The sequence below is a fragment of the Methanothermobacter sp. genome, from assembly GCF_030055425.1.
In the GTDB taxonomy this organism is placed as follows: Archaea; Methanobacteriota; Methanobacteria; order Methanobacteriales; family Methanothermobacteraceae; genus Methanothermobacter.
Window position 1 is genome coordinate 37,381 of record NZ_JASFYE010000005.1, and the last position, 26,029, is coordinate 63,409.

At 44.2% G+C, this 26,029-nt stretch carries 18 protein-coding genes; 6 read left to right on the forward strand and 12 right to left on the reverse strand.

Features of this window, described 5'->3' with window-relative positions; translation table 11 throughout:
• Nucleotides 1-150: 150 nt before the first annotated feature.
• Complete coding sequence (locus tag QFX39_RS05990; RefSeq protein ID WP_013295694.1) at nucleotides 151-423, reverse strand: ATP cone domain-containing protein; 273 nt, start codon at nucleotides 421-423, stop codon at nucleotides 151-153.
• A 130-nt stretch (nucleotides 424-553) separates the two neighbouring features.
• Between QFX39_RS05990 and QFX39_RS05995 the strand changes: the two genes are divergently transcribed.
• Together QFX39_RS05995 and QFX39_RS06000 are read left to right on the forward strand one after the other, a co-directional pair.
• Complete coding sequence (locus QFX39_RS05995) at nucleotides 554-3,193, forward strand: HAD-IC family P-type ATPase (RefSeq protein WP_300478273.1); 2,640 nt, start codon at nucleotides 554-556, stop codon at nucleotides 3,191-3,193.
• Entirely contained in the window at nucleotides 3,186-3,893 is a 708-nt protein-coding gene (locus tag QFX39_RS06000; RefSeq protein WP_300478276.1) for a hypothetical protein, read from the forward strand. The genes QFX39_RS05995 and QFX39_RS06000 overlap by 8 nt, the downstream gene beginning before the upstream one ends.
• Nucleotides 3,894-3,921: 28 nt before the next feature.
• Here QFX39_RS06000 and QFX39_RS06005 read toward each other — a convergent pair whose 3' ends face one another.
• The 8 genes from QFX39_RS06005 to QFX39_RS06040 form a co-directional block, all read right to left on the reverse strand.
• Nucleotides 3,922-4,203: a hypothetical protein gene (locus QFX39_RS06005; protein WP_300478278.1), complete on the reverse strand. Its 282-nt coding sequence runs from the start codon at nucleotides 4,201-4,203 to the stop codon at nucleotides 3,922-3,924.
• A complete protein-coding gene (locus QFX39_RS06010) occupies nucleotides 4,200-4,484 on the reverse strand; it encodes a hypothetical protein (protein ID WP_300478280.1) in 285 nt (94 codons plus the stop codon). The genes QFX39_RS06005 and QFX39_RS06010 overlap by 4 nt, the downstream gene beginning before the upstream one ends.
• Nucleotides 4,485-4,585: 101 nt before the next feature.
• The gene (locus tag QFX39_RS06015) at nucleotides 4,586-6,565 is read right to left on the reverse strand and encodes a histidine kinase dimerization/phosphoacceptor domain -containing protein (protein WP_300478283.1); all 1,980 of its coding nucleotides are present in this window, start codon (nucleotides 6,563-6,565) and stop codon (nucleotides 4,586-4,588) included.
• 30 nt (nucleotides 6,566-6,595) lie between these two features.
• On the reverse strand, nucleotides 6,596-11,386 hold the full coding sequence (locus QFX39_RS06020; protein ID WP_300478286.1) for a DUF3320 domain-containing protein: 4,791 nt from the start codon (nucleotides 11,384-11,386) through the stop codon (nucleotides 6,596-6,598).
• Nucleotides 11,387-11,479: 93 nt separating this feature from the next.
• Complete coding sequence (locus QFX39_RS06025; protein WP_300478288.1) at nucleotides 11,480-11,806, reverse strand: hypothetical protein; 327 nt, start codon at nucleotides 11,804-11,806, stop codon at nucleotides 11,480-11,482.
• Nucleotides 11,806-12,117 carry a hypothetical protein gene (locus tag QFX39_RS06030; protein ID WP_300478290.1) on the reverse strand — a complete coding sequence of 104 codons (312 nt, stop codon included), beginning with the start codon at nucleotides 12,115-12,117 and terminating at the stop codon, nucleotides 11,806-11,808. Before QFX39_RS06030 ends, QFX39_RS06025 begins: the two co-directional genes overlap by 1 nt.
• Nucleotides 12,118-12,203: 86 nt before the next feature.
• Entirely contained in the window at nucleotides 12,204-13,118 is a 915-nt protein-coding gene (locus tag QFX39_RS06035) for a ribonuclease H-like domain-containing protein (RefSeq protein WP_300478292.1), read from the reverse strand.
• 14 nt (nucleotides 13,119-13,132) lie between these two features.
• Complete coding sequence (locus QFX39_RS06040; RefSeq protein WP_300478294.1) at nucleotides 13,133-15,610, reverse strand: DEAD/DEAH box helicase; 2,478 nt, start codon at nucleotides 15,608-15,610, stop codon at nucleotides 13,133-13,135.
• A 369-nt stretch (nucleotides 15,611-15,979) separates the two neighbouring features.
• On the opposite strand from QFX39_RS06040, the gene QFX39_RS06045 reads away from it, so the two are divergent.
• Both QFX39_RS06045 and QFX39_RS06050 read left to right on the forward strand, forming a co-directional pair.
• Nucleotides 15,980-16,363: a thermonuclease family protein gene (locus QFX39_RS06045; protein WP_300478460.1), complete on the forward strand. Its 384-nt coding sequence runs from the start codon at nucleotides 15,980-15,982 to the stop codon at nucleotides 16,361-16,363.
• Between the two features lie 47 nt (nucleotides 16,364-16,410).
• Nucleotides 16,411-16,656: a DUF5654 family protein gene (locus QFX39_RS06050; RefSeq protein WP_300478296.1), complete on the forward strand. Its 246-nt coding sequence runs from the start codon at nucleotides 16,411-16,413 to the stop codon at nucleotides 16,654-16,656.
• Nucleotides 16,657-16,659: 3 nt separating this feature from the next.
• Here QFX39_RS06050 and QFX39_RS06055 read toward each other — a convergent pair whose 3' ends face one another.
• Nucleotides 16,660-18,534: a hypothetical protein gene (locus QFX39_RS06055; protein ID WP_300478299.1), complete on the reverse strand. Its 1,875-nt coding sequence runs from the start codon at nucleotides 18,532-18,534 to the stop codon at nucleotides 16,660-16,662.
• A gap of 30 nt (nucleotides 18,535-18,564) precedes the next feature.
• On the opposite strand from QFX39_RS06055, the gene QFX39_RS06060 reads away from it, so the two are divergent.
• Entirely contained in the window at nucleotides 18,565-19,665 is a 1,101-nt protein-coding gene (locus QFX39_RS06060; RefSeq protein WP_300478302.1) for a hypothetical protein, read from the forward strand.
• Nucleotides 19,666-19,675: 10 nt separating this feature from the next.
• Entirely contained in the window at nucleotides 19,676-20,176 is a 501-nt protein-coding gene (locus tag QFX39_RS06065) for a DUF6884 domain-containing protein (RefSeq protein ID WP_300478305.1), read from the forward strand.
• On the opposite strand, the gene QFX39_RS06070 is transcribed toward QFX39_RS06065, so the two are convergent.
• Both QFX39_RS06070 and QFX39_RS06075 read right to left on the reverse strand, forming a co-directional pair.
• Nucleotides 20,153-24,376 carry a hypothetical protein gene (locus QFX39_RS06070; protein ID WP_300478308.1) on the reverse strand — a complete coding sequence of 1,408 codons (4,224 nt, stop codon included), beginning with the start codon at nucleotides 24,374-24,376 and terminating at the stop codon, nucleotides 20,153-20,155. The genes QFX39_RS06065 and QFX39_RS06070 overlap by 24 nt on opposite strands.
• Before the next feature lie 13 nt (nucleotides 24,377-24,389).
• Nucleotides 24,390-25,970 (reverse strand): ATP-binding protein, encoded by a 1,581-nt coding sequence (locus tag QFX39_RS06075; RefSeq protein WP_300478311.1) that lies wholly within the window; start codon nucleotides 25,968-25,970, stop codon nucleotides 24,390-24,392.
• Nucleotides 25,971-26,029: the final 59 nt, after the last annotated feature.

Here is a 26,029-nt window from a genome sequence, read left to right on the forward strand (position 1 = left end):
CTAACCCTTATACTTCTTCTCAAATCTTCAAAAAAAGGAAAAAGCAGACCCTAACCCTTATACTTCTTCTCAAATCTTCAAAAAAAGGAAAAAGCAGACCCTAACCCTTATACTTCTTCTCAAATCTTCAAAAAAAGGAAAAAGCAGACCCTAACCCTTATACTTCTTCTCAAATCTCCTCCAGGACCTTGCAATGTAGGGTTCACATTTATCAAGCTCGGTTAAAAGGCACATCCTTATGGTATCAGTTTTGATCTCCTCCTCACCCTTTATCTTCTCTGTAACTGTCTGGTAGACCTTCTCAATGATCTCCCTCTTCTCCTCAGGACTGTAACCTGCATCAATGGCAGCCTTCTCAAGTGAGGCCCGTATCTTTGATGGGTCATAGGCCTCCCTTGAGCCCCTCCTCTTTATCACATTCATAATGATCACCCTGTATATTATGTTCATCTTTCAATAAAATTTTTTCCAGTAAAAAAAGGAAGGACCCCATAAAAGCTTATTCAGAACAGATTACATAAAAATACTGGTATTCAAAACACATGGTGCTGGAATGACTCCCTGGAAGAGAATATCTGAAATGGATGTGGAAGGGGCACTTGATGAACTTGGAACATCACCCGGGGGCCTCAAAGAGGCAGAGGCCAGGGATAGGCTTGAGATCCATGGCCCCAATGAGATCGAATTCAAAAAACCACACCCCATATTCCGGTTTATGAAGCAGTTTCAGAGCCTCCTGGTATATGTACTTCTCACCGTCGCCATATTCACGGCATTCATAGGAGAATGGATTGACACCGCTGTAATCACAGGAGTTGTGGTCCTTAACGCCATCATCGGCTTCATACAGGAGGGGAAGGCCTCTGAGGCCATCGAGTCACTTCAGAAGTTCACTGAATCATACTCCACTGTAATCAGGGAAGGAAGGGAAATGAGGATCCCCTCAGGACTCCTAGTTCCAGGTGATATAACCGTGCTGGGAGCCGGTGAAAGGGTGCCTGCAGATATAAGGTTAATCGAATCAAAGAACCTCCATGTGGATGAATCTGCCCTCACAGGTGAATCCGTCCCTGTTGAAAAGGACCCCTCCACGCTCAGAGAGGAGGATATCCTCAGGGGCGAATTCAGAAACATCCTCTTCAGCGGAACCCTGATAACAGAGGGTAGGGCTCTTGGTGCTGTGATTTCAACTGGAAGGGAAACAGAGCTCGGCAGGATAGCAGAGAGGGTGAAGGAAGTTGACGTTAAAACACCACTCCTTGAGAAGATCGATGAATTCTCAAGGACAATAACACTGGCTGTTGTGTCACTTGCAGCCTTCAATTTCATTGCTGCAATCCTCTTTGGATACGATGCGGTACTATCATTCCTTGCATCAACATCCCTTGCGGTTGCTGCAATCCCCGAGGGTCTGCCAGCAGTACTCACCGTAACCCTCGCACTTGCAGTGAGGACCATGGCAGAGAGGAATGCCATAGTGAGAAACCTCCCCTCAGTGGAGACACTTGGAAGTGTCACCGTGATATGCTCCGACAAGACAGGGACACTCACCAGGAATGAGATGACAGTAAAATCCATATACGCGGGGGAGGTCAGCTATGAGGTCGAGGGGGTGGGCTACAGTGAGGATGGTTACATAACACTCAATGGTTCCAGAATCAAAGAGCCCCCCGAGCCACTCCTCAGGATACTTAAATGCGGCCTCAACTGCAACAACGCATCAGTTGCTGATGAAAGGATCCATGGTGACCCCACAGAGGCGGCACTGGTCGTGGCGGCCCACAAGGGAGGTGTAAGGGAGAGAGCTAGAAGGGTCGATGAGGTGCCCTTTGACTCCACCAGGAAGTACATGGCTGTCCTCACAGAGGATGGCTTAATACAGGCAAAGGGGTCCCCTGAGAGGATAATAGGTATGTGCAGCCATGAACTAACAGAAAGCGGATTGAAGCCCCTTGAAAAAGATGAACTGAAGGATAGGATACATGAAATGGCATCAGAGGGTATGAGGGTCCTTGCATTTGCAGAAAAAAGGCATTCAGGTACAGAAATCCATGATGAGGACCTCACAGACATGACCCTCCTGGGATTCCAGGGCATGATTGACCCCCCCAGACCCGAGGCCATTGAGGCCGTTGGGAAATGCAAATCCGCAGGTATAAGGATCATCATGATAACAGGGGACCATGCTGCCACCGCAGGGGCTGTTGCAGCTGAACTCGGAATAGAAACCAGCAGGGTACTCACAGGGCCCGAATTATCATCAATGGAGACCCATGAAATCACAAAATCCCTGGATGACTGCAACGTCTTTGCAAGGGTGACCCCTGATCACAAGTACACAATAACAGAGATACTGAGGGAGAACGGTGAGATCGTGGCAATGACAGGTGATGGGGTGAATGATGCCCCGGCACTTAAAATGGCTGACATAGGCGTTGCAATGGGTAGCGGAACAGAGGTTGCAAGGGAATCAGCTGATATGGTCCTTGCAGATGATAACTTCGCCACCATCGTTGCGGCTGTAAGTGAGGGGAGGAACGTCTATGAGAGGATAAGGAGGATAATATACTATGTCCTCCCAACAAGCGGGGGCCAGGCCCTCATAATACTCCTCTCATTCCTCCTCGCACCGGTAAGCCCCACCTTCAGCGCCAGCCTGCCGCTTCTCCCCCTCCAGATACTGTGGATAAACATGTTTGATGGTGTCTTCCTCGCCCTCCCCCTGGTTGCAGAGGCCTCAGACGAATCTGTCCTTGAAAAACCACCAAGGGACCCCGGGACTGGAATAGTGGACTACACCTTCATAAGGAAGGTTGGCCTGGTATCCGCTGCAATGGCCATCTCAGGACTCGCTGTGTTCTATATAGGGGTCTCACGGGGACTTGATGTTACCGTGGCAAGGACCGTGACCTTCACCACGGTGATTCTTGTACATGTCTTCTATCTCCTCACAGCAAGGTCACTGGATAAATCCGTCCTCAGGATTCCCCCGGCTAACAGGTGGGTGGCGACCGGTATAATCATAACCGTGACAGTTACCCTTTTCATAGTGTACGTCCCGGGCCTTGAGGTCATATTCAGGACCTCCCCATTTCCATCTGAGTGGTGGGGGATAATAATACCATTCTCACTCACAGGCCTCCTCTCAATAGAGGCCGAGAAGTACATCATGGGGAGGTTAAAGCATGAATGAGTGCAGAGAGAACGGTTCATGGAAGAGGAAACTGCTTACGTCAATGAGGATATTCCTGGTGGTTATGGGCCTGATAATAGTGGTCTTCGGGGCCGGGGGCACAAAGGTCTTCGGCCTCATGACGCTCCTTGCGGTGGTCGTGGTGTACCTCCCGGCCCTCAGGCACCCTGATGGCCTCAGCGTCATCCCGGTTGAGATAGAGATCCTCTTCCTCACAGTGGTTGCACTGGAGTATATACTGGGCAATACCTTTGGCCTCTACGGGAGAATAGCCTACTATGACAAGTTCATGCACTTCACAGTCCCCTTCATAGTGGCCCTAATCGGTATGATGCTCCTCTACACAGCCTACGTCTACGGGAAGATAAGAACCAGTCTCTTCATAATGGCGTTTCTCATAATATTCGTGACGCTGGGCATAGGTGCCCTCCTTGAACTGGTTGAGTACGGCTACGACCACCACCTTTACAGGCACATAGAGCACTTCCTCCCCACTGGCCCCACCCAGGGCTCACCTGTCATGGATCCGCTTACCGACACAATGATGGACCTCCTCACAGATCTCATAGGCGGTATCTTCGGGGCTGTGACAGGTATAATACTCATAAAAAGGGCTGAGGAGAAAAACTACTGCCTTGACTGGGTTGATGAGATAGCAAGGTTCGAGGGGATAGATGAAGAGGAGGAAAAGATGGAATAGATCTCCAGTATTTCTAACTTAAAAAGTATCAGATGGGCTTCAGTATGTCCCTGTTAAGCTCAAATGACGCTGCAAGGATGAATGCCATCATAACAGGGAGAAGGCAGATCTTAACCACCTCAAGCTCCATGAGGGGTATGAACTCCTTTATGAACCTCACAGCCACTATGATGGCACCACTTACAAGTCCCATGGACACGAATCCCCACACACCTGAGGCGAACCTTGTAAGGGTGTAGTTCCTCACAGAAACCGCCGCTGCAAGGGTTATGAATATCAGGGCCGCTGCCTTGAGGAGTATTATTATCATGTCTCAGCCTCCAGTTTTCTGTTGGACCTCAGTGAGGCATAGAGGAACATTGCCGCTGAGAGCATGATGAAGACCCACTCAATGGTTCTCATAAGATCAAAGGCCATTATCTCCCTCATGAAACCGAACACAGTTGATATGAATAGCAGAGAAACTGCTATGGTCATGGGGATCCATCTACCATCACAAGCAGAGACCCTCAACATGTAGATGAGGCTCAGACCTGTTATAAGTGTGGATATGAACTGGGCCACCTGGAATTCACGTCCATAGGGGATCATACTATCACCATGTACATATATGTCTGGACATTTTAGTCCTTTCCATCACAGTTCAGGAACCTCTATCAGGAAACGTTATCCCTCTCCCAATCCATCACAGTTCAGGAACCTCTATCAGGAAACGTTATCCTGAAAACAGCCCCTCCCTCATTGAAGGTTTCAAGTTCACCGTCAAGCTGGCCAACAAGGGCCCTCACGAGGGTCATCCCCAGTGAATCCGATGAACCTGAACTGAAATCCTCTGGAAGACCCTGGCCTGTATCCCTGTAATCCAGGAGGTACACCCCACCCTCAAGGTTAAAGCTGATTATAATTCTCCCCTCACCATCAGGGAAGGCGTACTTTACTGAATTTGTGATAAGTTCACTGATTATGAGGGCCACAGGGACCGCCAGCTCAATATCGAGGCTCACATCATCCACTCTGATGTCTGATACGATACCCGAGGCCCCGTAGGTTGAGAGGAGTTCAGTTACAAGGCGTGAGATGTAGTTCCTCATGTTTATCTCTGAGAGGGTCTCTGACTGGTAGAGGTTCTCGTGTATCATGGCCATGGACTTTATACGGGTCTGACTCTCCTCAAATATCCTGAGGTCCTCAGCGTCCCTTATGTAGGGCTTCTGCAGGTTCAGGAGGCTCGATATTATCTGCAGGTTATTCTTTACACGGTGGTGTATCTCCCTTATAAGTGTCTCCCTCTCCCTGAGGGCAGATATCAGTGATTCCTCATATCGCCTTGCCTCTGTAACATCCCTCACAAGCACAGCCCCGAGCCCTGGCATGATACTGAACCTGGAGATCTGAACAACCCTATCACCCTCTATGAGGAACTCATCGTTTCCACGGGCCTCGAGGATCACCTCAGAGCATATATCAGGCATCTTTCTTCCCAGAGCGTCATCCCTTCCAGTGGATGTTATCTCCTCGAGTGCCCGGTTCCAGTAGATGACAGTATCTGATTCATCGGTTATTGCTATGCCATCTGATATGTTATCTGCAACTCCCCTGAACCTCATCTCGCTCTCACGGAGCCTCTCTGTGGCCCTCCTCTGGAGGCTTATATCGGTTGCAATGAATACGAACCCAATGGGCTCCCTGAAGCGCCCCCTTATTGGTGATGCTGTGAGGAGAACGTCAGCTGTCCTTCCGTCCGCTGAGATTATCCTGGTCTCCATCTCAGATGAACTGAAACCCGAGACCACCTCCCTCAGCACCTCCCTGTCGGAGGGGTCAAAAAGATCCCAGAATGGTTTACCCCTCAGGTCTTCGGAGCTGTAGGAGAGCTTCTCATGGACGCTCCTCCCGCAGCTTGTAACCCTCCCCTCAAGGTCCGTTATTATGAGGAAGTTGGGCATCACATCAGATATGCTCCTTGCAGCTATGGCAGGTGAGAGTTCCGGAAAGTCGTACCTCCAGACACCATAGGCCATGAAAAGCAGTCCAATGGAGAGCATGGTCTGGGTGAACTCAGGGAAGACCAGCCCCATAAGATCCCTGAAGATGAAGTCAGTTGTGAAGCTCACAATAAGAGGCACAAAAAGGCCCATGAATATGTAAAGGGACTCCCTCTTCCTGTATCCCTCAGATCTAAGGTAGTCCCTGAGGGTGATGGCTGCCGCTGTCAGTGTCACGGTAACCGTCCATAACGAGAAGAGTGCAAAGACCATGGGGGGTTCCGGGAGGGCGTAGGTCCAGCCATAATATGTGAGTATCGGACCTGAAATGAAGAGGTCACTTAGAAGCCCCGTTAATATGAATATAACCGCCGGTGCATAGATTACTGCAATTGCAGGTTTACCCACCCTTTTTCCAGTGTAGGTTAGGGCTGTGTGGAGGAGAATTGCAGGTATAATGGGCCAGAGGAGACTCAGCCTGAGCCATATTATGGCATCCCCCGGTGCTGACACTGTCCGGTAGACGAACTCGGTGAAGGCCATGAATGATACAGCAACACCAACGTTGGATACAAGAAGATTGAGGTTATTGCGGGGGTTCCTGTAGTAAATGAATACTGATGTGTAGAATGCAATCACAGATGCAAGGAGGGATATGATTGAGTAGGGGTTCATACACGCCTCCATGCGAATCTAAATGGGTATGACGTTCTTAAATCACCCTGACCTGATGGTATCATCCTCAACCACCACCTCACCCCTCCGGGCCATCTCCTCTATGACCTTTCTGATACCTGTGGCAGTCTTCCTGCTGGTATTTTTGAAGCCAAACATCCTTGAGACCCGTGTTACAACCTCATCCATCTCTGAGGTGGACCTCAGGGCTATCCTCACAGCCTCCTCGATCTCCATTGGAGATATGAGTGAGATGTCAACCCTGCCAGTCCTCCTCCTCACCGTGACCGGCATGGACTCTGTGAGGAGCAGGAAGTCGCCGCTTCGCTTGATGTTACCGTTGTTCTCTGCCATCTCAATTGCAGAGTTTATTATGCTCCTGACCCTCCTTCCTGCCCTTCTAAGTCCACATGACTCCCTTATACGCCTTACAACCTCCTCGACGTGCACAGGACCCTCCATTGATACTATCTCACTCACAACGGATGATATCACAGGTGTAGGGTTTTTGTAGAGGTCGTCTGGTTTTCTTAACTTATCGGTGCTGTACTCAACGTAACTGGCAACAGCCTCTCCCATGGATTCATCTGGAAGATCCACTGGTTCTGCTGCATCCTGCTCTTCTATGGTGGACTCAGATGAACCCTCATCAACCTCAGGGGGTTCAGGTTCATCAACCTCCACCTGACCCTCCACCTCGATCCCCTCATGTAGCTCCCTGGATTCCCTGGTCTTCTCAACTATCTCAGAGAGCCCATCTGCAACCTTCCTCTGTGTCTCATCCCTGTTGCGGTACCAGTCCGAGGACCAGAGGTGGATGATGTTCCAGCCCAGGTTCCTGAGGATCTCCTCCCTGAGCCTGTCACGATCCCTTGCAACCTCCGCCCTGCTGTACATCTCACCATCGGTGAGGATCCCTGCAATGTACCTGCCAGGGTCATCCGGGTCCTTAACCGCGAAGTCAACCCTGAAACCTGCACACCCCACACCCCGGTCAACCTCGAATCCCTGGTCAACCAGGAACTCGTATACAGAATCCTCAAAGAGGCCCTGTGAATTACTGGCGGAATCTGAATCAAGCACACCTGTCTCGGCGTACCTGAGGAACCTCTTAAGTGCCCTGACACCGAAGGGCGTCCCCGGCCCTGTTTTAAGGTCCGATGCCCTGAAGTTGGTGAACACCACACACTTCTCACGGGCCCTGGTGATGAGGACGTTAAGCCTCCTCTCACCCCCCTCCTGGTTCAGAGGCCCGAAGTTGAGGGACATCCTTCCGTTCTCATCAAAGCCGTAGCCCACACTGATGAAGATAACGTCCCTCTCATCCCCCTGTATGGTTTCAAGGTTCTTTATGAAGAATGGCTCATCGGTCTCCTGGTTTATGAGCCGCTCAAGTTCAGGGTTCTCCCGAAGCCTCTCCTCCAGTGCCTCGAGGATGGCGTTCATCTGGGCAACAGAGAACGTGCCCACACCAAGGCTCCTTGATGTGCCGTACCTCATGAAGTGCTCCTCTATGGCCTCAACAACAGCGGCGGCCTCAAGGGGGTTGGATGAGGTTCTTCCACGTTCATATACCGTGTCTGGAAGGTACCTGAGGTGGAGTCCCAGTTCCTCATCCTCCCTCGACGGTGAAGGGTACACCAGGAGCCTGTTGTCATAGAACTCCTGGTTCGAAACCGCGATGAGGGACTCGTGCCGGCTCCTGTAGTGCCACCTGAGCATCCTGACAGGGAAGCTCCTCTTGCAGAGGTGGAGTATGCTCTCAATGTCAGCCGCAGTGGCCACATCCTCAGAGTCCTCCTCTGATGTGAGCATCTGGTCAAAGAAACTTGTTGGTGGGAGCTGGTTGGTGTCACCCATCACCACAGCGGTCCTGGCCCTGAGGAATGCCCCCAGGGCGTCCTCTGGTTTAACCTGTGATGCCTCGTCGAATATCACCACATCGAACTGGAGTTCGCTGCTCCTTGGGTCCAGGTACTGGGCAATGGAGAGGGGACTCATCATGAAGCAGGGCTTTATCCTCTTTATAACGCCACCTGCAAGTTTAAGGAGTTTCCTGAGGGGCATGTGCCCCCTCTTACGTGTGAATTCACCGCTGAGGATGCTCTCCTCAGAGTCTGGAGCCGCCCCACCAAAGACCGTGGGCATGTTACTGTTGAGCTGATGTATTAGCCTCTTCCTGTTGAGCTCGATTATCCTGGAGTCAAGCTCCCTGAACTCCCTTATCCTGGCCTCATGCAGGTCACCAATGAAGGTGTAAAGGGATGGTATCTCCCTGAAGGCCCTCTCAAGGAGCGCATCTGCAAGGTTACCCTCCATGGCAGGCCTTATATCCTCCATGCTGATTATCCCTGACTCTATGAGTGGTATGAATGCTGCACCACGGGTCTTCATGCAGAGCCTCTTTTTCTCGAGGTACTGGGACCAGAGGGGGAGGAGGTTGAGGGCCTCCCTCCAGGACTTAACCCTTGACCTCCAGGCCCGGAACGGGACCTCCTCCGGTGCTGAGTTGAATATGACATGGGCATGGGTGTTTATCCTTGTCTGGAGCTTTGAGAGTTTATCCTCGAGTTCACTGTGGATTTCAAGGATTTCATGGAATTCAGAGAGAAGTTTATCACCGTCAAGGCCATCAGAGATGCACTCCAGGGTCCTCTCTGATATGAGGCCCTCACTGTGGAGGTCCCTGAACCTCACTATCCACTCTGCGGTGGCCCTCAGGTCCTGGATGGATGGGTTTTCCGGGTTCCACATTGAACCGAAGAACCTCCCGGCCACCCCACTGTACCTTTCAAGTTCCCCCCTGAGGCTCATGACATCAATCAGGTTCTCAAGGTCCTCCACAACCTCATAGTCATTTTCAGGGGCCCTTCCAACGTAGAGGGCTTCTATCTCATTCCTTACCTTCCTGTACCTCCCGCTCAGGAACTTTATCCTGCTGGACGACTCCTTGAGGTACTCCCTGAGGAGTGCCTCCAGATCCACGCTGTGGACAGATTCATGGAACCTGTCGAGTATCTCCCTCCTGCGGGTGTAGGCCTCAAGTTTATCAAGGAGGGTGAAGGCATCGGCCCTGTAGCGGTCCCAGATCTCTGATTCAAGGACACCAAGGTCGAAGGGGCGTGACTCTGCAACCACAGAGACAACCTCACCGAGCCTCTCAAGGTCCCCTGTCGTCTTAACAGGCTTGAAGCCGTACCTCTCCTGGAATTCCCTGAGTGCGGCCAGAAGTCTATCGGTAACCTTCATCACCGACTCCAGGAGGACCTCCAGTTCCCTCACATCGGAGGGCAGCATCATCCCCGGGTCGGTGCCTGACCAGGGGTTCTCATGGAGGGGTGGGAGGAGCTCGGCCAGCTTCGCAAGGTTCCTCAGTTCCACCAGGGCCTCGTCCCACTCATCGGGGGTTATGGTCTCAGGTGAGGGTATCCTGACAAATGGCAGCTCACCACTGAAGTACCTCTCTGAATTCTCCTTCATCCCGAATAACTGGAATGGTGAGAGCTGTATGCTGTAGAGCGGCTCATGGAGGGCCCTCCTGTACTCGTTGAGCTCATCGCGCAGCTTCTCCACCCTCCTGAACTCCCTCTCAGCGTCTGGCCTCTCTGCCTCGGCCTCCATGAGTGTTGACTCCAGCTCATTGAGTACGTCCTTCTTCCGGGCCTTATGGGAGTGGAGTTCAAGGCAGAACCTCCCGAGGCCTATGGAGTCAAGCCTGCTCTTCACAACCTCAAGGGCGGCCATCTTCTCACTAACAAAGAGCACGGTCTTTCCTGCGGCCATGAGCTCGGCTATCAGGTTCACTATGGTCTGGGACTTCCCTGTCCCCGGGGGCCCCTCAACCACAAGGTTCTTACCAGCCTTCACATCCTCTATAACCGCGATCTGGGATGAGTCGGCGTCAACCACGTGGTAGAGGTCCTCGTAGGGGATGCTGTCTATGTCCACCTCCCCATCGTCCTCATCTATTTCGATGGAGAAGAGGGCCCTGAGGAGTGGGCGTTCAACTATCTCATCCCAGTTTGAGTAGGATGCCGGGTCAAGGTCCATGTACATGAGGAACTTGGTGAATGAGAAGAAACCCAGCTGGACCTCATCGGTGACCCCCCAGCCATCCATGGATTTCACCGCATCCTCAACCCTTCTGAGGTACTCTGAGATCCCTGACGAAGTCTGGGGCATCCTGAACTCGGGTAGTTCGATTCCCTCCTCCCTGAGCCTGGCCTGGAGTGACATGTTGGTTATGATCTCGCTGCCATCCCAGCGGAGTGAGAATGATGAGCCGGCCCTGCGCCTCTCAAGGACCACAGGTACAAGTATCAGGGGGGCCCTCCTTATGTCAGGCTCATCCGCGGCCATCCACTCAAGGAACCCCAGGGCAAGGTATAGTATGTTATAGCCCTGCTCCTGGATCATCGTCCTGGCCCTCTGGTTGATGTAGAAGAGCCTCCTCTGGAGTTCAGATTCTGTGAGGTCAGTCAGGAGGATGTTCTCATCATCGGGTTTAAGGCCCTCCGGTTCATGGCCGGGGTCAATCTCCCCTTCACCTTCAGGGTCCTCAATGTCATTAAAGGTATCCACTTCACCTTCAGGGTCCTCCATTTCGTTACCGGGGTCAGTCTCCTCTTCAGGTTCCCTCCTGGGGGCCAGTTTCATCTTACCCCCATTCAGGACAAGGTAGGTGTATATGTATTCAGGGTCGTGGTTCACAACCTCAACCGTCCTTGACCTTGGCCTGAAGTTCAGGAGCTGGTTTCGCATTGTGAGGTCAAGGAGTTTCTCCCTCAGGTTCTCAAATTCCCTCTCGATGATCTTCCTTGCAGATTTATCCATTCAGATTCTCCCTCAACAGTTATATCCTGCATCGAAAGCAGCAGGCCCTCCATTAGATTCTATTATAAAGATCATTAGCTGTTTCTGCATCCATCAGATCTTCTTCTCATGGGGCGTTGTGGTGGCGGCAACCCTGTAGAAGACATAGACAAGGACGATGTCAACCACCCATATGATGGCGGCTATTATCTCATCATTCCAGGGTATCGGGTGGAAGAGGTCAATGAGGTCCATCACCCTCGTGGCCGAGAACAGTATCATTGAAACAGCGAATACCCTCAGGAGGAGTGTGGTCTCATTGATGTTGGAGAAGAGCATCCCAAGGGCCGCCTCACCGTATCTCAGGTTGTTGAGGAGTATCCTCGCTGCAAAGTACAGGGTCAGGATGGGTGGTATCATGATGAGCCAGCCAGGGACCATCAGGCATCACCCCCCATGACCGAGGACAGGAAACCCACGACTACAAGCAGGAAGAGGGCGTTCAGGTTCAGCAGACCCTCAACCACGAACTCTGACTGTCCCCCCACGAATGTGAGTCCCACGAGTACCGTGAAGATGGATGATATGAATATGGATGCAGCTATAATCCTGGACTCCCGCCTCTTGAGGAAGAGCATGGAGACAGCAAGTTCCCTGGACCTCAGCTCCGAGATTATCCTGAGGCATGAGACTATTATCATGACCCCCAGGATGAGCCCCGCCACGCGGTTTACAAGAATCAGGATATCCATCTAAAACACCACCAGATACTATGTTAAAGGGAATATTTATTTATTGGGTTTTTCACCTCCAGAATCCCCATCTGCACCATAACCGTTCAATCAGTGGACCCGGAGTTGATGTGTGAGAGCAGGAGGGCCATGTTGATTATATCCTCCCTGTTGTGCTCCACCACAGGTACAAGGGGCCCCGGGTTGCCGGTTGAAAGGTAGGTGTGGTAGTAGTCGGGTACATAAGCCCCTGGAATGTCAAGGTCCCTCTCCACCCCCAGGATGTGGCTCTCGACCGTGCAGAGTTTGCAGTCAGGTAGACTCTTACCCCAGAGGCGCCTTGACACATGGTAGAGGTCAATGTGGCACTGCTCCAGCCGGTTACTCAGGTTATGGAACTCTGACCTCCTCCTTATGTATGGGATGTCGAAGCTTGCCCCGTTGAATGTTACAAGAACCGAGTCAGATGGGATGTGCCGGAATATCTCAAGGACGGCGGCCTCCATGGAGGGTTCAGGGGCGAGGCGCTGCCTCACATGGATCTTACCATCCTCAATCCATGCCATACCTGTGAGTATCACAGGTTCCCCTGAAAGCCCAAGGGTCTCAATGTCAAGGAAGGTGAACGCCCCACCATCAAGGCGTCCCAGAGCACAGAGCACCCTTTCATCGGATGCTGAGGCGTTGAGGTAACACCTCAGACTGTACACATCCCCTGACTGGATCATGGAAAGGACCCTGGAGGCCTCATACCGGTACCTTTCATGGTCAAGGAGGTCGGGAACCGTGAGGTACCCCTCAGACTTCAGCCTCTCCTCGGTGACCGGCCCAACGCCCCTGAGGAGTTTGAGGTCAGAGAGGATGTTATCCGCTGATTCGCGCACCCTGAACTTCACCCTCCTGGTGAAGGATACCTCAAGTGCCTCTGATCCAGCCACGGTCACCCTGGATGCCCCGATGGCCTCATCCAGTTCCATGCCCTCATATTGCCTCATGAGGTTCCATTTGAGTTTCTCAAACATCCAGTATCCCCCATTCAATGCATTCCATTCCTGGCCCTCTCATGGAAGTAATCTGCCATCTCAGCCTCCCCCTGCTCCCTGAGGATGGCCCCCATGAGGTAGCATGCACCAGCATTTTCTGGTTCCTCCTCGAGGATCTCATGCAGCTTCAGCTTGGCATCAGATAGCCTGCCCTCACTGCAGAGGAGTTCAACCTCCTCAAGGACGCCGGGGGCCTCCTCACTGCTTTCCTCCTCGGCAACCCCCGAGACCCTCCCCATGAGGTGTTGGAGTATCATCACTGTGGCGTCCCTGTGGAGGGGTGAATTGTCGTTGCCGCATTTTGGTGAGTAGATACATGACGGGCACCCGTCACTGCAGCCGCAGGATGAGACAAGTTCAAGTGTCGACCTGAGGAGGTCCTCGAAGACCTCAACACCCTTCTCAGCAAGTCCGATACCCCCCTCAAAGCCGTCGTAGATGAACACCGTTGCCTCCTGTGTGTCCTGGTGCCATGGGGTTGACAGTCCCCCTATATCCATCCTGTCGCAGAGTACATGGAGTGGGAAAAGTGCTATGAGCGCGTGTTCAACCCCGTGGAGTCCTCCCTCGAATGTTTCATCATCCCCGTACCTCCCTTCAACCCTCTCCCTGAGGGTTTCGGGTAGCGTGAACCAGAGTGCCCTGGTCCTGAACCTAATGGGTGGAAGTTCAAGGTCCCTCTTACCCAGGACCTTACTGTAGTTCATGACCCTGTAACCGGTGTAGTGCTCTGTAACCTCAACCTCCCCGAAGTTGACCTCAAGGCTTCCCACACGCCGTCTTCTGAGTTTCCTGATCACCTTGAGATCTGTCTCCCTGAGGACCGATGTATGGTACTCCACGTCCCTTCTCTCAACGGTTATCCTCCTATTTTCCAGATCAAAGTCCCGTACGATGTAGGTGTTGCCGTGGTTCATAAGCACAGCGCCCTCATGGGCCTCCCTGTATGCCTGGGACCGGCTCATGGTCTCAAGTGTCCGGCCCTCACATATCACCGTGAAGGTATCTGATGAGATATCATCCAGGCCATACCTGAACTGGGGGTCGGTGCTGCACACCAGTCCCTCATGTGAGATTTCAAGTTCCCCCTCGTCCAGCATCTCCCCTGCCACCGCCATGCTGAAGTCGTGGTCCAGGAAGTCGTCGAGGGTGAGGGGTAACTCTGATGCCGCGCAGGCAGTATGGTTCCTGAGTATGAACCTGTTTTCAGGGTTGATTATGGCGTTCTCATGGGGCCTCTCGAAGATGAATGAGGGGTTCTTCATGATGTACTGGTCCAGGGGGTTCTCGAATGCCACCAGTATCACAAGGGAGTCATTCCTGTTCCTCCCTGCCCTTCCTGCCTGCTGCCAGGTGGATATCATGGTTCCCGGGTACCCTGATATTATGACGGCGTCCAGTGACCCGATATCTATACCAAGCTCCAGGGCATTGGTGGTGGTGACTCCCAGAAGGCTACCATCCCTGAGTCCTGACTCTATCATCCGCCTCTGATCTGCAAGGTACCCTGCCCTGTAGGATGTCACACGGTCAATGAGCTTCCTGTTTTCCCTGTCAAGCTGTTCCCGGGTCCACCGGGTTACAAGTTCAGCCATCTTCCTTGAGACGGTGAAGCAGAGGGTCTGAACACCCCTCAGAACAAGGTAGGTGAGTATGGATGAGGTTTCAAGGTGCGCCGATGGGTCCCCCCTCTTGCTGTAGGGGTTGTAGAGTACGAAGTGCCTGGGGCCGGAGGGTGACGTGTCCCGTGAGATAACATGGAAATCCAGGCCAGTCAGTTTACCTGAGAACTCCTCAGGGTTGGCCAGGGTTGCGCTTGCAAGGATGAACCGGGGATCTGAACCGTAATGCCTGCAGATCCTCCTTAGCCTCCTCATGAGGAGCGCCACACTTGATCCAAAGACACCCCGGTACTGGTGGGCCTCATCTATCACCACATACCTTAGGTTACTGTAGAACCTCCTCCACTGGTGGTGCCATGGAAGTATACGGTGGAGCTGGTGTGGATTGGTGAGGACCGCCCGTGAGTTCCCACGTATCCATGGCCTCATATCCCTGGGGGTGTCACCATCGTAGGTTGCCGGGTTCAGTGTGATTCCAAGCTCAGATTCCAGGTGCCTCAGAACCTTCAGCTGGTCCCTTGAGAGTGCCTTGGCAGGGTAGATGTAGAGGGCCGTTGCACTCCCATCAAGGGTTAGGGTCTCCATTATGGGGAGGTTGAAGGCCAGTGTCTTCCCTGAGGCCGTCGGGGTTGTTATGAGGATGTTTTTCCCCTCTCTTATGGCCTCGAGGGCCTCTGCCTGGTGGCGGTAGAGTCTGATGCCGTGCCCTTCAAGGTACTCCCTGATATTCTCAGGGAGGTCGGTGACCTCAGAGTATTCAGCGCGCCTTGCGGGGACCGTCTCAACGTGTTCCACTGCATCCCTGAAGCGCCAGTCCCTGGTGAACCTCTCAAGCACCCTTTTAACCATGTTAATAGAATTGGGGGACGATACTATTAAATGTTTTTTTCAGATCAACTCAGCCGCCTAAATTCTATTTTGGGGGCTGACCGGGACGATACTATTAAATGTTTTTTTCAGATCTCAGAATATCCGCCAATATTTGAGTCAGAATCAAGAGACCAGATACTATTAAATGTTTTTTCAGATCATGGCCCCTTCCCTAATGATTCAAAATTAATATATACATGTAAAGTCATACTGTTTAACAGTGAAGAGGGAAGTGTTAATATTAAGAGAGTGATTGTGATTATCCTTGCACTTGCCGTTCTTGCGGTGGCGGGCTGTGTCTCAGAGGAATCAGAATACCAGAACCAGGACCTCAGCAATTACTCGGATGTGAGTCCAGAGGATTATATCACCTCAGATACTGGTAATGCCTCAGGGACTCCTGAGTATGATGCCAGTGGTGTCTGCACCTACGTTGTTGATGGGGACACCATCGATGTTTCAGGCACAGGGAGGATACGCCTTGTGGGTGTCAACACCCCTGAGAGGGGGGAGCCAGGCTACAGGGAGGCGAAGGACTTCATGAAATCCATGTGCCTCTCAAGGACCGTGCAGCTCGACATAGACGATGCAAAAAGACAAGATAAATACGGTAGGGTCCTTGCCGTGGTCTACGTTGACGGAGTCAACATAAACAGGGAACTCCTCAGAAGGGGATATGCGGAGGTCATGTACATTCCACCATCAGAGTTCAACCCATATGAGTGGACCTGAAATATAAGACCTGAATATATATTATAAACAATTAAGGGGGTGATAAAATGGGGGAATTCAAACTCGAAGTTCTTAAGACCATAGGTACACTGATAACAACTGCATTCGGCCTAATAGCTGCTCTTGCCTGGAACGAGGCCATAAAGGTACTCATAACACAGTTCTTCAAGGCGGGCAATGAACTCACAGGACTATTTGTCTATGCACTCGTTGTTACCATCCTTGCAGTCATTGCAACCATCCTAATTGCAAGGAGACTTGCTCATTACGGGATAGAACTGCGTGACGAGTAAAAATCAAGAACTGTCCCAAGAATCGATTATCTTTTTCTTAAATTTTTGAAGTTCATCGTCACTAACTACTTTTCCATTTATAAGTAAGTATCCCTTTAAAGTTCTAAGAATGAAAGACACTATTGCATGCCCTATCATATCCCCCTTAAGGCCATATGGTGGCTTAGCAAGAAATATTAAATCCTTTTCATTTATTGCGCCCCTTTTGGATACTCTTTCTATAGCCACCTCAATCATAGTTTTTACTGGATGGTAGATATTTTCCATGAAGCGAAGATTATCATCGACAATCCAGTTTCCATTGGAATCACGTAATAGATAAGATAAATAAGATATAATACCTTTTTTAGTCTTTGATTTGAATTCATTGAGATTTTCAGAAAGAAGAAATATTTCCGAGATTTTTGGATAATTTCCATTCTTCCATAAGTTTCTATTCTTACGTATATTAGTAATATTTTCAGGACCTAAAGGGAAAATTCTTCTTGAGAAATCATTGTTTATCATTTCACTAATATGCAAAAGTTTGTTACAATAGCCTGATTCACCATTAATATGCCAAAAAAAGCCAGAATGCAACATATCAATAATCCATAGGGAAACTATTTGATTCGCTTTTTCGTGATATTCTTCATTTAATGTAAATCCACGTGTTTTGTTATTGAGAAACAATTCAAATTCTTTAAAATGTTCACAGGGCACTATAGAAACTAGATTTTTATAATTAAATAACTGTTTCGCTTTATCATTCAATAATATTACATCTTCCTTATTTATAGATAAAAAGAGGGCTATATTTATGTTCTGGTTGTTGAATTTAAAATTTTGTAGCTGTTTCTCTATCAAGGCAATATCTTTGAAATCTACAAGAATTAAATTAACATCACGATTTGTTGATTTCTTGAAAAGATTTTTAAATTCTGTTTTATCTCTAAAAATGGCAGAAGGTCTTTTATACATATTTTTTATTAATTTTTCTCTGATTTCTGTTTCATATTTTCCAAGTCTTATTTTTTCGTGGCTTTTGAGGGACTTCAAGTAACATTTAAGTATATTTTTTGATTCTAGATCTCTAAGTTCAACAAAATCTTCATTGAAATTAGAGATAATTTCAAGTTCCTCTAACATCTTTAAGTGATTTATTAAATTCTTTTTTGATATTCCAAATAACTTATATGGCCCTCCAGGGCAGTTTTTATCATAGATTTCTTCAAAGGAAATTCTAGAGGTTTCAAGATATTCCGCTAATTTATAAATGCTATATACAACCATATATGGCTCAATATTAACAGTTTTTCTGATTATATGCCGAACAGAATTACCCTTCATTTCAATAGAAACTAGTTTTCTTAATCTTGAATGTCTAAAAAGGTTAAATAAAGCGCTTACAGCATTCATTGCTGATTTTTTTCCTAAATTTTCATTTTCCAGAATCAGATTTAAAACGTCATTTTTTGTTACCTTTACATTAAATTGTATGAAATCACAGAAAAAATTGACAATAGGAGATCCATAATATAGGTTTACCCATAAAACAAAAAAAGTAAAATCTGGATTCAAGAAATAAATTTCTAATAAATCCTGAGATAAATCTTTTAAGCTTAATAAATTAGCGTCTAGAAGCCAGTTAATTACTGCTTTTATTTGAATGGGGCCAAGGTTACTCTCAGATTTTATCCAATCTTCACCATAAATCAGATAATCGATGAGCCATTCTTCCCTTAAGCCAAATGTAGAATACTTGTCAAATCCTTTTTTAAGCATGATATCACTGATAACTACTTTTTTTGTTGCTTCATTGACCATATAATATGGAACAACGAAAGTATTTAAAAGTAGAAAATTTAATTTATCTATATAACATTTTTCTCCCTTCATTTATAACGTTATTACTAATATGGTGATTTCATGCAAAGATTGGAATTCAAAAAAGACGCCATATTTTTACCTTATCTCGCAGGATACTTTGATGCAAGAGGTTCATTCATTGTTGACAAATATAATAACATTATAATGAATTTTTATGGAGATGAAAAATTCTTAGAAGAGCTTAATTCTCTTTTTGGCGTTGGTACTGTTACCTTAATGCCAAATGCTACTTGGAAGATTATGAACAACGATATTTCTGTCATTTTAGATCAGCTGATATCCTATATAATAATAAAAAAGGACCAAGCATTACAAGTAAGTAACACTATAAAAGATAAAGAGTTCTGTTTTGTTATAAAAGAACCTCCTGAGGAAATAAATTTTTTTGATTATGTTAAAGAGGAATGGTTTTATCTATACCTTCTAGGCTATTTTGATGGTTCCTCCCGCTGGAATTTAAAGGAATATAAGAAATCAAATGAATATTATCTTCAGATTAGCCTTATATCCGAATATGAAGACTTGGTTGTACTTCTATCTGAGGTTTTTAATTTAGGTTATATAATCCCCTACAATGATAAGTTTAAATTCATAGCTATGTTCCAAGATTCACTTGAATTAATCGATAAGTTAGAACCTTTCTTGCTAAATAAAAGATCTGAATTAGAAATGGCACTAAAATTCAAAAAACTTCTTTATTTAGGCAAATACGAAGAAATAGAGAAGTTTATGGATGAATTTAAGTCAGAAAAACAAAATTTATCGAGTAATACAACAAGGATAATTAATGTGTGTGAAAAGTTATTTAGAAAGGTTCAGTCTAAAACTAAATACCTCGAAATAAGTAAATCAAAATTCTGTCAGGAAGCCATCTACTATTCCTATGACAACTTAGACTTGTTTAAAAGCACCGGAGATTTGTGTGAGGGTAAAAAAAAGGAATTTCAGATAGCAATCAACATAAACAACCACCTTGAGGAAAAAATAAATGTTTTATCTAATTTTGATGAGTCTAAAAGTTCTGCAATAAGAAGAGCTATAACGTTCTATTTAAATGATTTAGACTCTGAAAATGAGGTTAATGAGTTAAATGAAGATATTGATCCATTTGATTTACTTGATCAATTAAAAAAACAATAGGAGGACTCTATTGGCTCCCCCCAAACTTCCAGCTTCAAAAAAATGGAGAGAATCTCTAGAAAGAGATTTTGGATTTACCTACATTTCATCTAGAAAAAAATTACCTGATCCTGATAGTGTCATATGGACTACCTCCTGCTCAAAAACAAAAAAGACGCAGAGATTAGGGATGCCTAGGGACTTTTACAATGGACGTTATCACAATCGATTTTATGAGTATGTCGAGAATAATAACCTCACATACGGCATACTTTCTGATAAATATGGTATTCATATGTTTGATGAAAAATTAGGATACTACGACATACATCCACAGGAATTAACACTAGAAAAAAAGGAAGAACTTGGAAAATTTATCAATAGAAAAGCAAAAAGATATGGGTTTGACGAAATTATTTTTTATTACCCAAGCCCGCTAATGTCCAAACCTTACTTTGAAATTTTATGGTTCTCGAATCTAAAGGTGTATTATATGAGTAAATTTAATTTAACTAGGGAAATAGAACCCTAGTTTGATATAACCTTTCTTAATGAGCCCATCCTGAGCTTTCTTAAAGTCTATATTTTCTTTTAGCGCTCTTTTTTTAAGTTTCTCATAATCAATAATTCCAGCTTCACTCATAGAGTTTATAGCCTTTAAAAGGCCCAATTCATCAGGACTGAGATATTCTTTCATTTGATATTCAAATTCTTTCTTAATTTTTAATTTTAAAACATCTATTTGTGAAGCTGAAACTTCTTGCTCAGTTATATCATTTTTTAGTTTTGACCCGAACTCTTTTATTAAATCCTCAAGAGCCGCTCTCGAATCATCACTAATTCTAACCCGGTAAAGAACATTTTCATATTCCTTAATAAATTCTAACTGTTGTTTCCTGTAATTCCTCCAAATTTCTTTTATGGGCTTGTTAACATCATAGTTCAAGTCCTGATTCAAATTATCCACTAGTTCAAGCCAATTTCCATGTTCCTTTTGATAATCTCTTAAGTCTTGCAAATTTAGATCCTTGTAATTCTCTTTAACAGAATTAAATTTCTCTTTATATTTATTTAATTCGTTTTTTTCTAATTTACCATCGTCGAATATTTTATCAGAGATATCTAATATTTCCTGAGTATGGCTAATTGTATCCAATAGCATCTTTTCCTTATTCATCAAGTCATTTAGGTAGTTTAATAACCTGTCGACCTTTTCTAACTTATCTCTTAGTTCTTTAATCCTTTCTTTTATTCGATCCCTTAGTTTTCTCAAAGAAATGGGAGATATTTTCTTTTCAGACACATTTATGCTAATCGACTTTATCTCTTCAAAAAATTCTGTTGTTAATTTTAATTTTGGGTCAATCTGAATACTTTTTAGTTTACTATCGACTTTATTTCTTCTTTTTTTAAGTTCATCAATATCCAAATCTTTTAAAAGTGAGTATGGCCTTCTAGAATCGAATTCTAATTCCTTTTGTTTAATTTTATAGAACTTTAGGTTATAATAATATGCTGTTGATGGAGATTTATCAAATTTAAAGTGATCAAAATCGTCAAGATTTGAAATTGCATTTTCTAATTCTTCCTTTGTGCAGGAACTTTCGTATAGTTTTTTTATTCCTTCAAAATCATTTAACATGTTGGTATATTCCTTAATACTTTTAACTCCACCATCAATTTTTAATTTCAGTATATTTTCACAATCCTTAGAGATTGTCTCAAGGGATCTTTCAAACTCATTTTTTATCTTTTTAATTTCATTAAAAGATTCTTTACTTTTTCTGGCTGCGCCTTCAAAAAAGGTTTTTAAACACCGTTGGTTTTTACCGCAAGAAAATATTTCCGTTAAAAGTTTTTTACATATGAAAATTTTTGTTGAAACTGCTTCTTTATAATCTGGGTGTCCATAATATTCTTTTATAAAATCAGAATTTTCATTAACGAAACTCGTAAACTCATCTAACATGATAAGTTTATGACCCTTCTTTTTGGTCATGAAAATATGTCCAAAGAGTTTGTATAACTCTTTTCTTTCAAGCTCTTTATTAAATTTATCTAAATATTTCAAAATCTCTTTGTATTCCTCTTCTATGTTTGTAATTTCTATTTCATCTCTATTTCTCTTTATTTTATTTTTATATTCTAAAATATTCAGAAATAGATCAGAAAAAATGTTTTTACTTTTTGATTTGAGTATAAAATAAAGATTGAGGTCGTTCTCTTTAATTTTGCCTTCCTTCTTGATTATTTCATATATTCTCCTTTCAACAGGATGTTCAATGACTTTATATTTACCATCTAATTCTTCTAAAAAGCCATGTTCACGTAACTCAATGGATATTTTCTTGACATCCTCTGGGGAATCTTCAAGGTCGCTTCTAATAAAACCTTTCTTAGTTCCATAAAGTTTAAATTTTAATATGCCATTCAAATTTTTCTCTAAAACTTCATTTGCAGATAGTGGTTCATTAATATAATTTAAATATAATTTAAGCGTATCAGCAAATTTACTTAAGTTTTCGGTTGCTACTTGATCTACAACTAATCCCTTTTTCTTCTGGATTTTAAGCCATTCTCTAATATTTTCTTGAAGCTTAAGATCATCAAAAATATTTTTAAATTCTATATTAAGTAATGACTTGTCAACAGATTTATTGCGTGACTCGTATGCACAAAGAAGCCGTTTAGTTAATGTTTGATGAAGATGGATATCTATAAGTTGAGATGTCCCTTTTTTACCTAATCCCTCCAATTCAAGGCGTTCGCGAGCTCTTTGTGTAAACTCTCCATTATATACTAAGAGACAGCCATGAATACTAAAATCATTTTTTAGAGTTTCTGAAATTTCTTTAATATGAGTTTCTTTAATGTCTCCTTGCACAAATTTAGTTAATAATCTAATATCAACTTCTAGATCAGGATCATGTAACTTTAAAATCACTTCGTTTTCTCTCAATTCCGAACCTGTAACATCAACTTTCTTGTAGGTAACCTTAAGTTTTTTATAAGTTTCAAGTCCTTCAATAAATGCACTTTCGATATTGTTTTTATATTCCTCTGCAAGGTTTAATGAGATTCTCCTCCAAATTGATAATCTTTCTTCTTTCTTGAGAATATATCCTAAGAACCTTGGAATAGGCGTAGGATACAAGATTTCTACAAAGGTATTTGAAATTATGTAATATCGCTCACTTTCATCCACCATGTCCCTGAAAAGTGCCTCTATCTCATTTAAATAATCTTCACTTACCTCATTCTTGAATAGTTCTTTAAGACTTTCTGACGTAGTTGGAATAAATATTCTCGTATTTAAAGCATCTGAATTGCCCTCAAAAAATGTTATAGAATCTTCGAATTGATCCAGTGGTTCTGAGTAATCACCTATCTGAAGAACCTCTTTTTGCAGAATGTCATCGGTTTTTATATAATCACTCAACTTTTCTTTTATATCTTCAAAACTTAGATGTTCTTTGAGCGGAAATACAGGTATAATAGCGTTATCGATACCATGTTCATTTTCTACCTTCTCATTGATGATACGAATAAATTTATATACGCTGGCTTCTTCGGTATCGATGAATTTAGATAAATCTCCTATGGAGATAGGCCTCATATAAGCTATTAAAATGTTAAATAGATTTATTAAAGATTTTATTTTATCTTTGGACACTTCTGATGTATCTTTAAGATATCTTAAGATATTTTTATAATTTTCCACATCAACACAAAGTGTTTGGGCTCCAAAAACGTATATTCTAGTCTCTTGTAAAAAATCAATAAAGTGGTCATATTCAACTACTTCGAAAAAGTCTTCATCATAGTTCGCAAATTTAGTAAAAAGTTCAATAAACAACTTCTTCAAGTTACCCAAATTTCCCAGGCTTAGTCTATGAAGAGTATCAAATATTCCACTATCTCCCAGCGGATAAGGAGTTGGTTCTGATCTATCGTACAATCTTTTAATAAGATTTCTCAAAAATTCTATGGATTCCTGCTTTCTTATAGTGCTTAATTCTACCTCATCAACTCTCCTTTCATACCCGCCCGCAATTAAACTTAGTTCTTCATCTGTTTCGAGCCTATATTTAGCATCAGGTGTTAATGAGATAAATAAATGTACAGAACCTGAAAAATCACCATTAACATCTATTTTTTTATAACTGCCATTAATAAGCTCTTTAATACCTGAAATCATGCTTTTAAGAGTCTCAGGAGTATTTAAAAGCTCTTCAAATTCGTCTATGAATATAAATATCCTTTGAGATCCATTGTAATCTCCCAAGATGAAGTCAAGTGCATCCTCAAGATAGTCCTCTGGAAATTCGTAACTTTTAATTGATGGTAAACCAATTTCATTTTCAGCGTTTACGCCCTCAAATATTGTGGAAAGTATTCTTACAGATGAAAGAGAGCTTCTTTCAATAACATCGATCATTTCTTTGGTCTTTAAAATATTAGAAAGAGTTGATGCAGACACAAAGAAGGCCATATGACCTTTTTCTTCTAGTTCTTTTCTAATAAAGCCATTATAAAGCTCAGTTTTTCCCTGACCCCATTCTCCTATAATATTACAAGCGTTAAGACCTTTTGAAACTTCACACCTTTTTATATAATCTCTTAGCTTGTTTATAACATGTTTTCTACTTTCTATTTCCTCAAAACTTGTTCCATTTTCCTCTTTTGAAACCCAAGAAGTTAAATTTTCTTTTTTGTATATCTGAGTTTTCATAAGATCACCCATATTACTCAAATCCTTCACGTAGTCTTTTTAGAGTTGAAACAACATCAGTTGTACCCATAGGATGTGGAACTATTCTATCACTCTTAGGAATTTTGATCATCATTGGAAATGGTAATTTGTTCATCTGACCTGTTACTATCATATGGCCCTGAGTTAGACGTGTTAAGCGATTTTCAAGTGAAGAAGGGAGACCTCCAGTGGCTGTTCTAACATAAGAAACATCATCAGGAGAAATTCTATGTATAAAAAATGTGTTGCACATAGACAAAACTATTTTATCAATAAATGAAGGTCTTTGAGTTACAATGCATAGTGACAATCCAAATTTTCTACCCTGAGTTGCAATTAAAGATAACTTATTCTTAGCTAAGCTAGAGCTTATAGGATAACTCCTATCTGGAATAAAGTTTTGAGCTTCCTCTATTAAGAAAATTAAATATCTTGTCCTGTTTTCAATTTTGTATTTTGAGAATTTGTTAAAAAGCAAATTAGCCAGATATGTCATTACAAGCTGTTTTACTCGAATATCAACACCAGTAGCCCCCTCCTCAGAAAAATCAATTATTGCAATCCCGCCGTTTTCTGTAATGTCATCAATAAAATCATCTCTGGTTAATTCTGATTCAGATTTCGCTGATAATATCCCATAATTATATTCTATTTCCCTGAATTTTTCGAATGCTCTTTCAATAGCAGGTTTAGTAGCAGAGGCTATTCTTTTGTTATCAAAGTTTCTTAATTGTCTTATTAATTCTTCATAGCTATCATCATCAACAAAGAAATCATGTAGTGACTCATAACCTAAGTTTTCTTTTATATACTCGAATAGAGTTACTATTCCATTTACTTGAAGTTCTGCACCATCTAAACTTCCTTTATAATACATTACAATTGTTTCAGCCATTTCTTTAACTGAAAGACGGTCTAAATCAATACCAATGACAGGTTCTCCAACTAATTCCTGGTTTTCGTTTGCTATGTGAGGAAATACAAATCTTTTAACCCATCCCACAGGACTTATTCCGGGATCTACATCCCCATAATCATATTTTTTAAAATATTTATCATACTCCAGGTAATCTCCATTTGCATCTATGATCATCATAGGAAATGAAACAGCACGACTTTCACTTGCTTTAATACCCATAAACTTCTCAATCAATACCCCCGTACTAAAAGATTTTCCACTACCTGTTGTACCGAATACTGCCATGTGCATTGGGACTTTCTCAATATCTAAAGGTATTGGTGCCTTTTTGTAACCAAATAGTGTTCCAAACCATATATAACCAGGTTCATCCCTTGAAATGCCAAATATATCTTCATAGTGCTCTTCAAGATCTATCTTTAAAACTTCATCCCCTGGTTTTGGAGGATAATTGACTTCAGTGTTAGGAAGTTGAATTAAAAGATCCAATTCACATATCTCATACTTGCGGGCGATGTTATCTGGAATAGGCAGACCTTTACGACGTGCCTCAGACCAAGGATCATCTTCAGTATAATAAGCGTTAAATGGAACTATTTTAGCTACTCGTGCAAGGATCTTACTGCCCATTTTTGTAGCAACTAAAACCAGCATCCCCTCATAAATATTTCCTGACTCAGAACTCTCCAATAGTTGAAATTTAGCAGTCTTTG

Coding starts and splice junctions, on each gene's coding strand:
- QFX39_RS05990 (WP_013295694.1), bottom strand. CDS start 423: ATGAATGTGATAAAGAGGAGGGGCTCAAGGGAGGCCTATGACCCATCA.
- QFX39_RS06070 (WP_300478308.1), bottom strand. CDS start 24,376: ATGAAAACTCAGATATACAAAAAAGAAAATTTAACTTCTTGGGTTTCA.
- QFX39_RS06010 (WP_300478280.1), bottom strand. CDS start 4,484: ATGATCCCCTATGGACGTGAATTCCAGGTGGCCCAGTTCATATCCACA.
- QFX39_RS06050 (WP_300478296.1), top strand. CDS start 16,411: ATGGGGGAATTCAAACTCGAAGTTCTTAAGACCATAGGTACACTGATA.
- QFX39_RS06035 (WP_300478292.1), bottom strand. CDS start 13,118: ATGTTTGAGAAACTCAAATGGAACCTCATGAGGCAATATGAGGGCATG.
- QFX39_RS06030 (WP_300478290.1), bottom strand. CDS start 12,117: ATGGATATCCTGATTCTTGTAAACCGCGTGGCGGGGCTCATCCTGGGG.
- QFX39_RS05995 (WP_300478273.1), top strand. CDS start 554: ATGACTCCCTGGAAGAGAATATCTGAAATGGATGTGGAAGGGGCACTT.
- QFX39_RS06040 (WP_300478294.1), bottom strand. CDS start 15,610: ATGGTTAAAAGGGTGCTTGAGAGGTTCACCAGGGACTGGCGCTTCAGG.
- QFX39_RS06015 (WP_300478283.1), bottom strand. CDS start 6,565: ATGGAGGCGTGTATGAACCCCTACTCAATCATATCCCTCCTTGCATCT.
- QFX39_RS06020 (WP_300478286.1), bottom strand. CDS start 11,386: ATGGATAAATCTGCAAGGAAGATCATCGAGAGGGAATTTGAGAACCTG.
- QFX39_RS06060 (WP_300478302.1), top strand. CDS start 18,565: ATGCAAAGATTGGAATTCAAAAAAGACGCCATATTTTTACCTTATCTC.
- QFX39_RS06075 (WP_300478311.1), bottom strand. CDS start 25,970: ATGCTGGTTTTAGTTGCTACAAAAATGGGCAGTAAGATCCTTGCACGA.
- QFX39_RS06000 (WP_300478276.1), top strand. CDS start 3,186: ATGAATGAGTGCAGAGAGAACGGTTCATGGAAGAGGAAACTGCTTACG.
- QFX39_RS06005 (WP_300478278.1), bottom strand. CDS start 4,203: ATGATAATAATACTCCTCAAGGCAGCGGCCCTGATATTCATAACCCTT.
- QFX39_RS06055 (WP_300478299.1), bottom strand. CDS start 18,534: ATGAAGGGAGAAAAATGTTATATAGATAAATTAAATTTTCTACTTTTA.
- QFX39_RS06025 (WP_300478288.1), bottom strand. CDS start 11,806: ATGGTCCCTGGCTGGCTCATCATGATACCACCCATCCTGACCCTGTAC.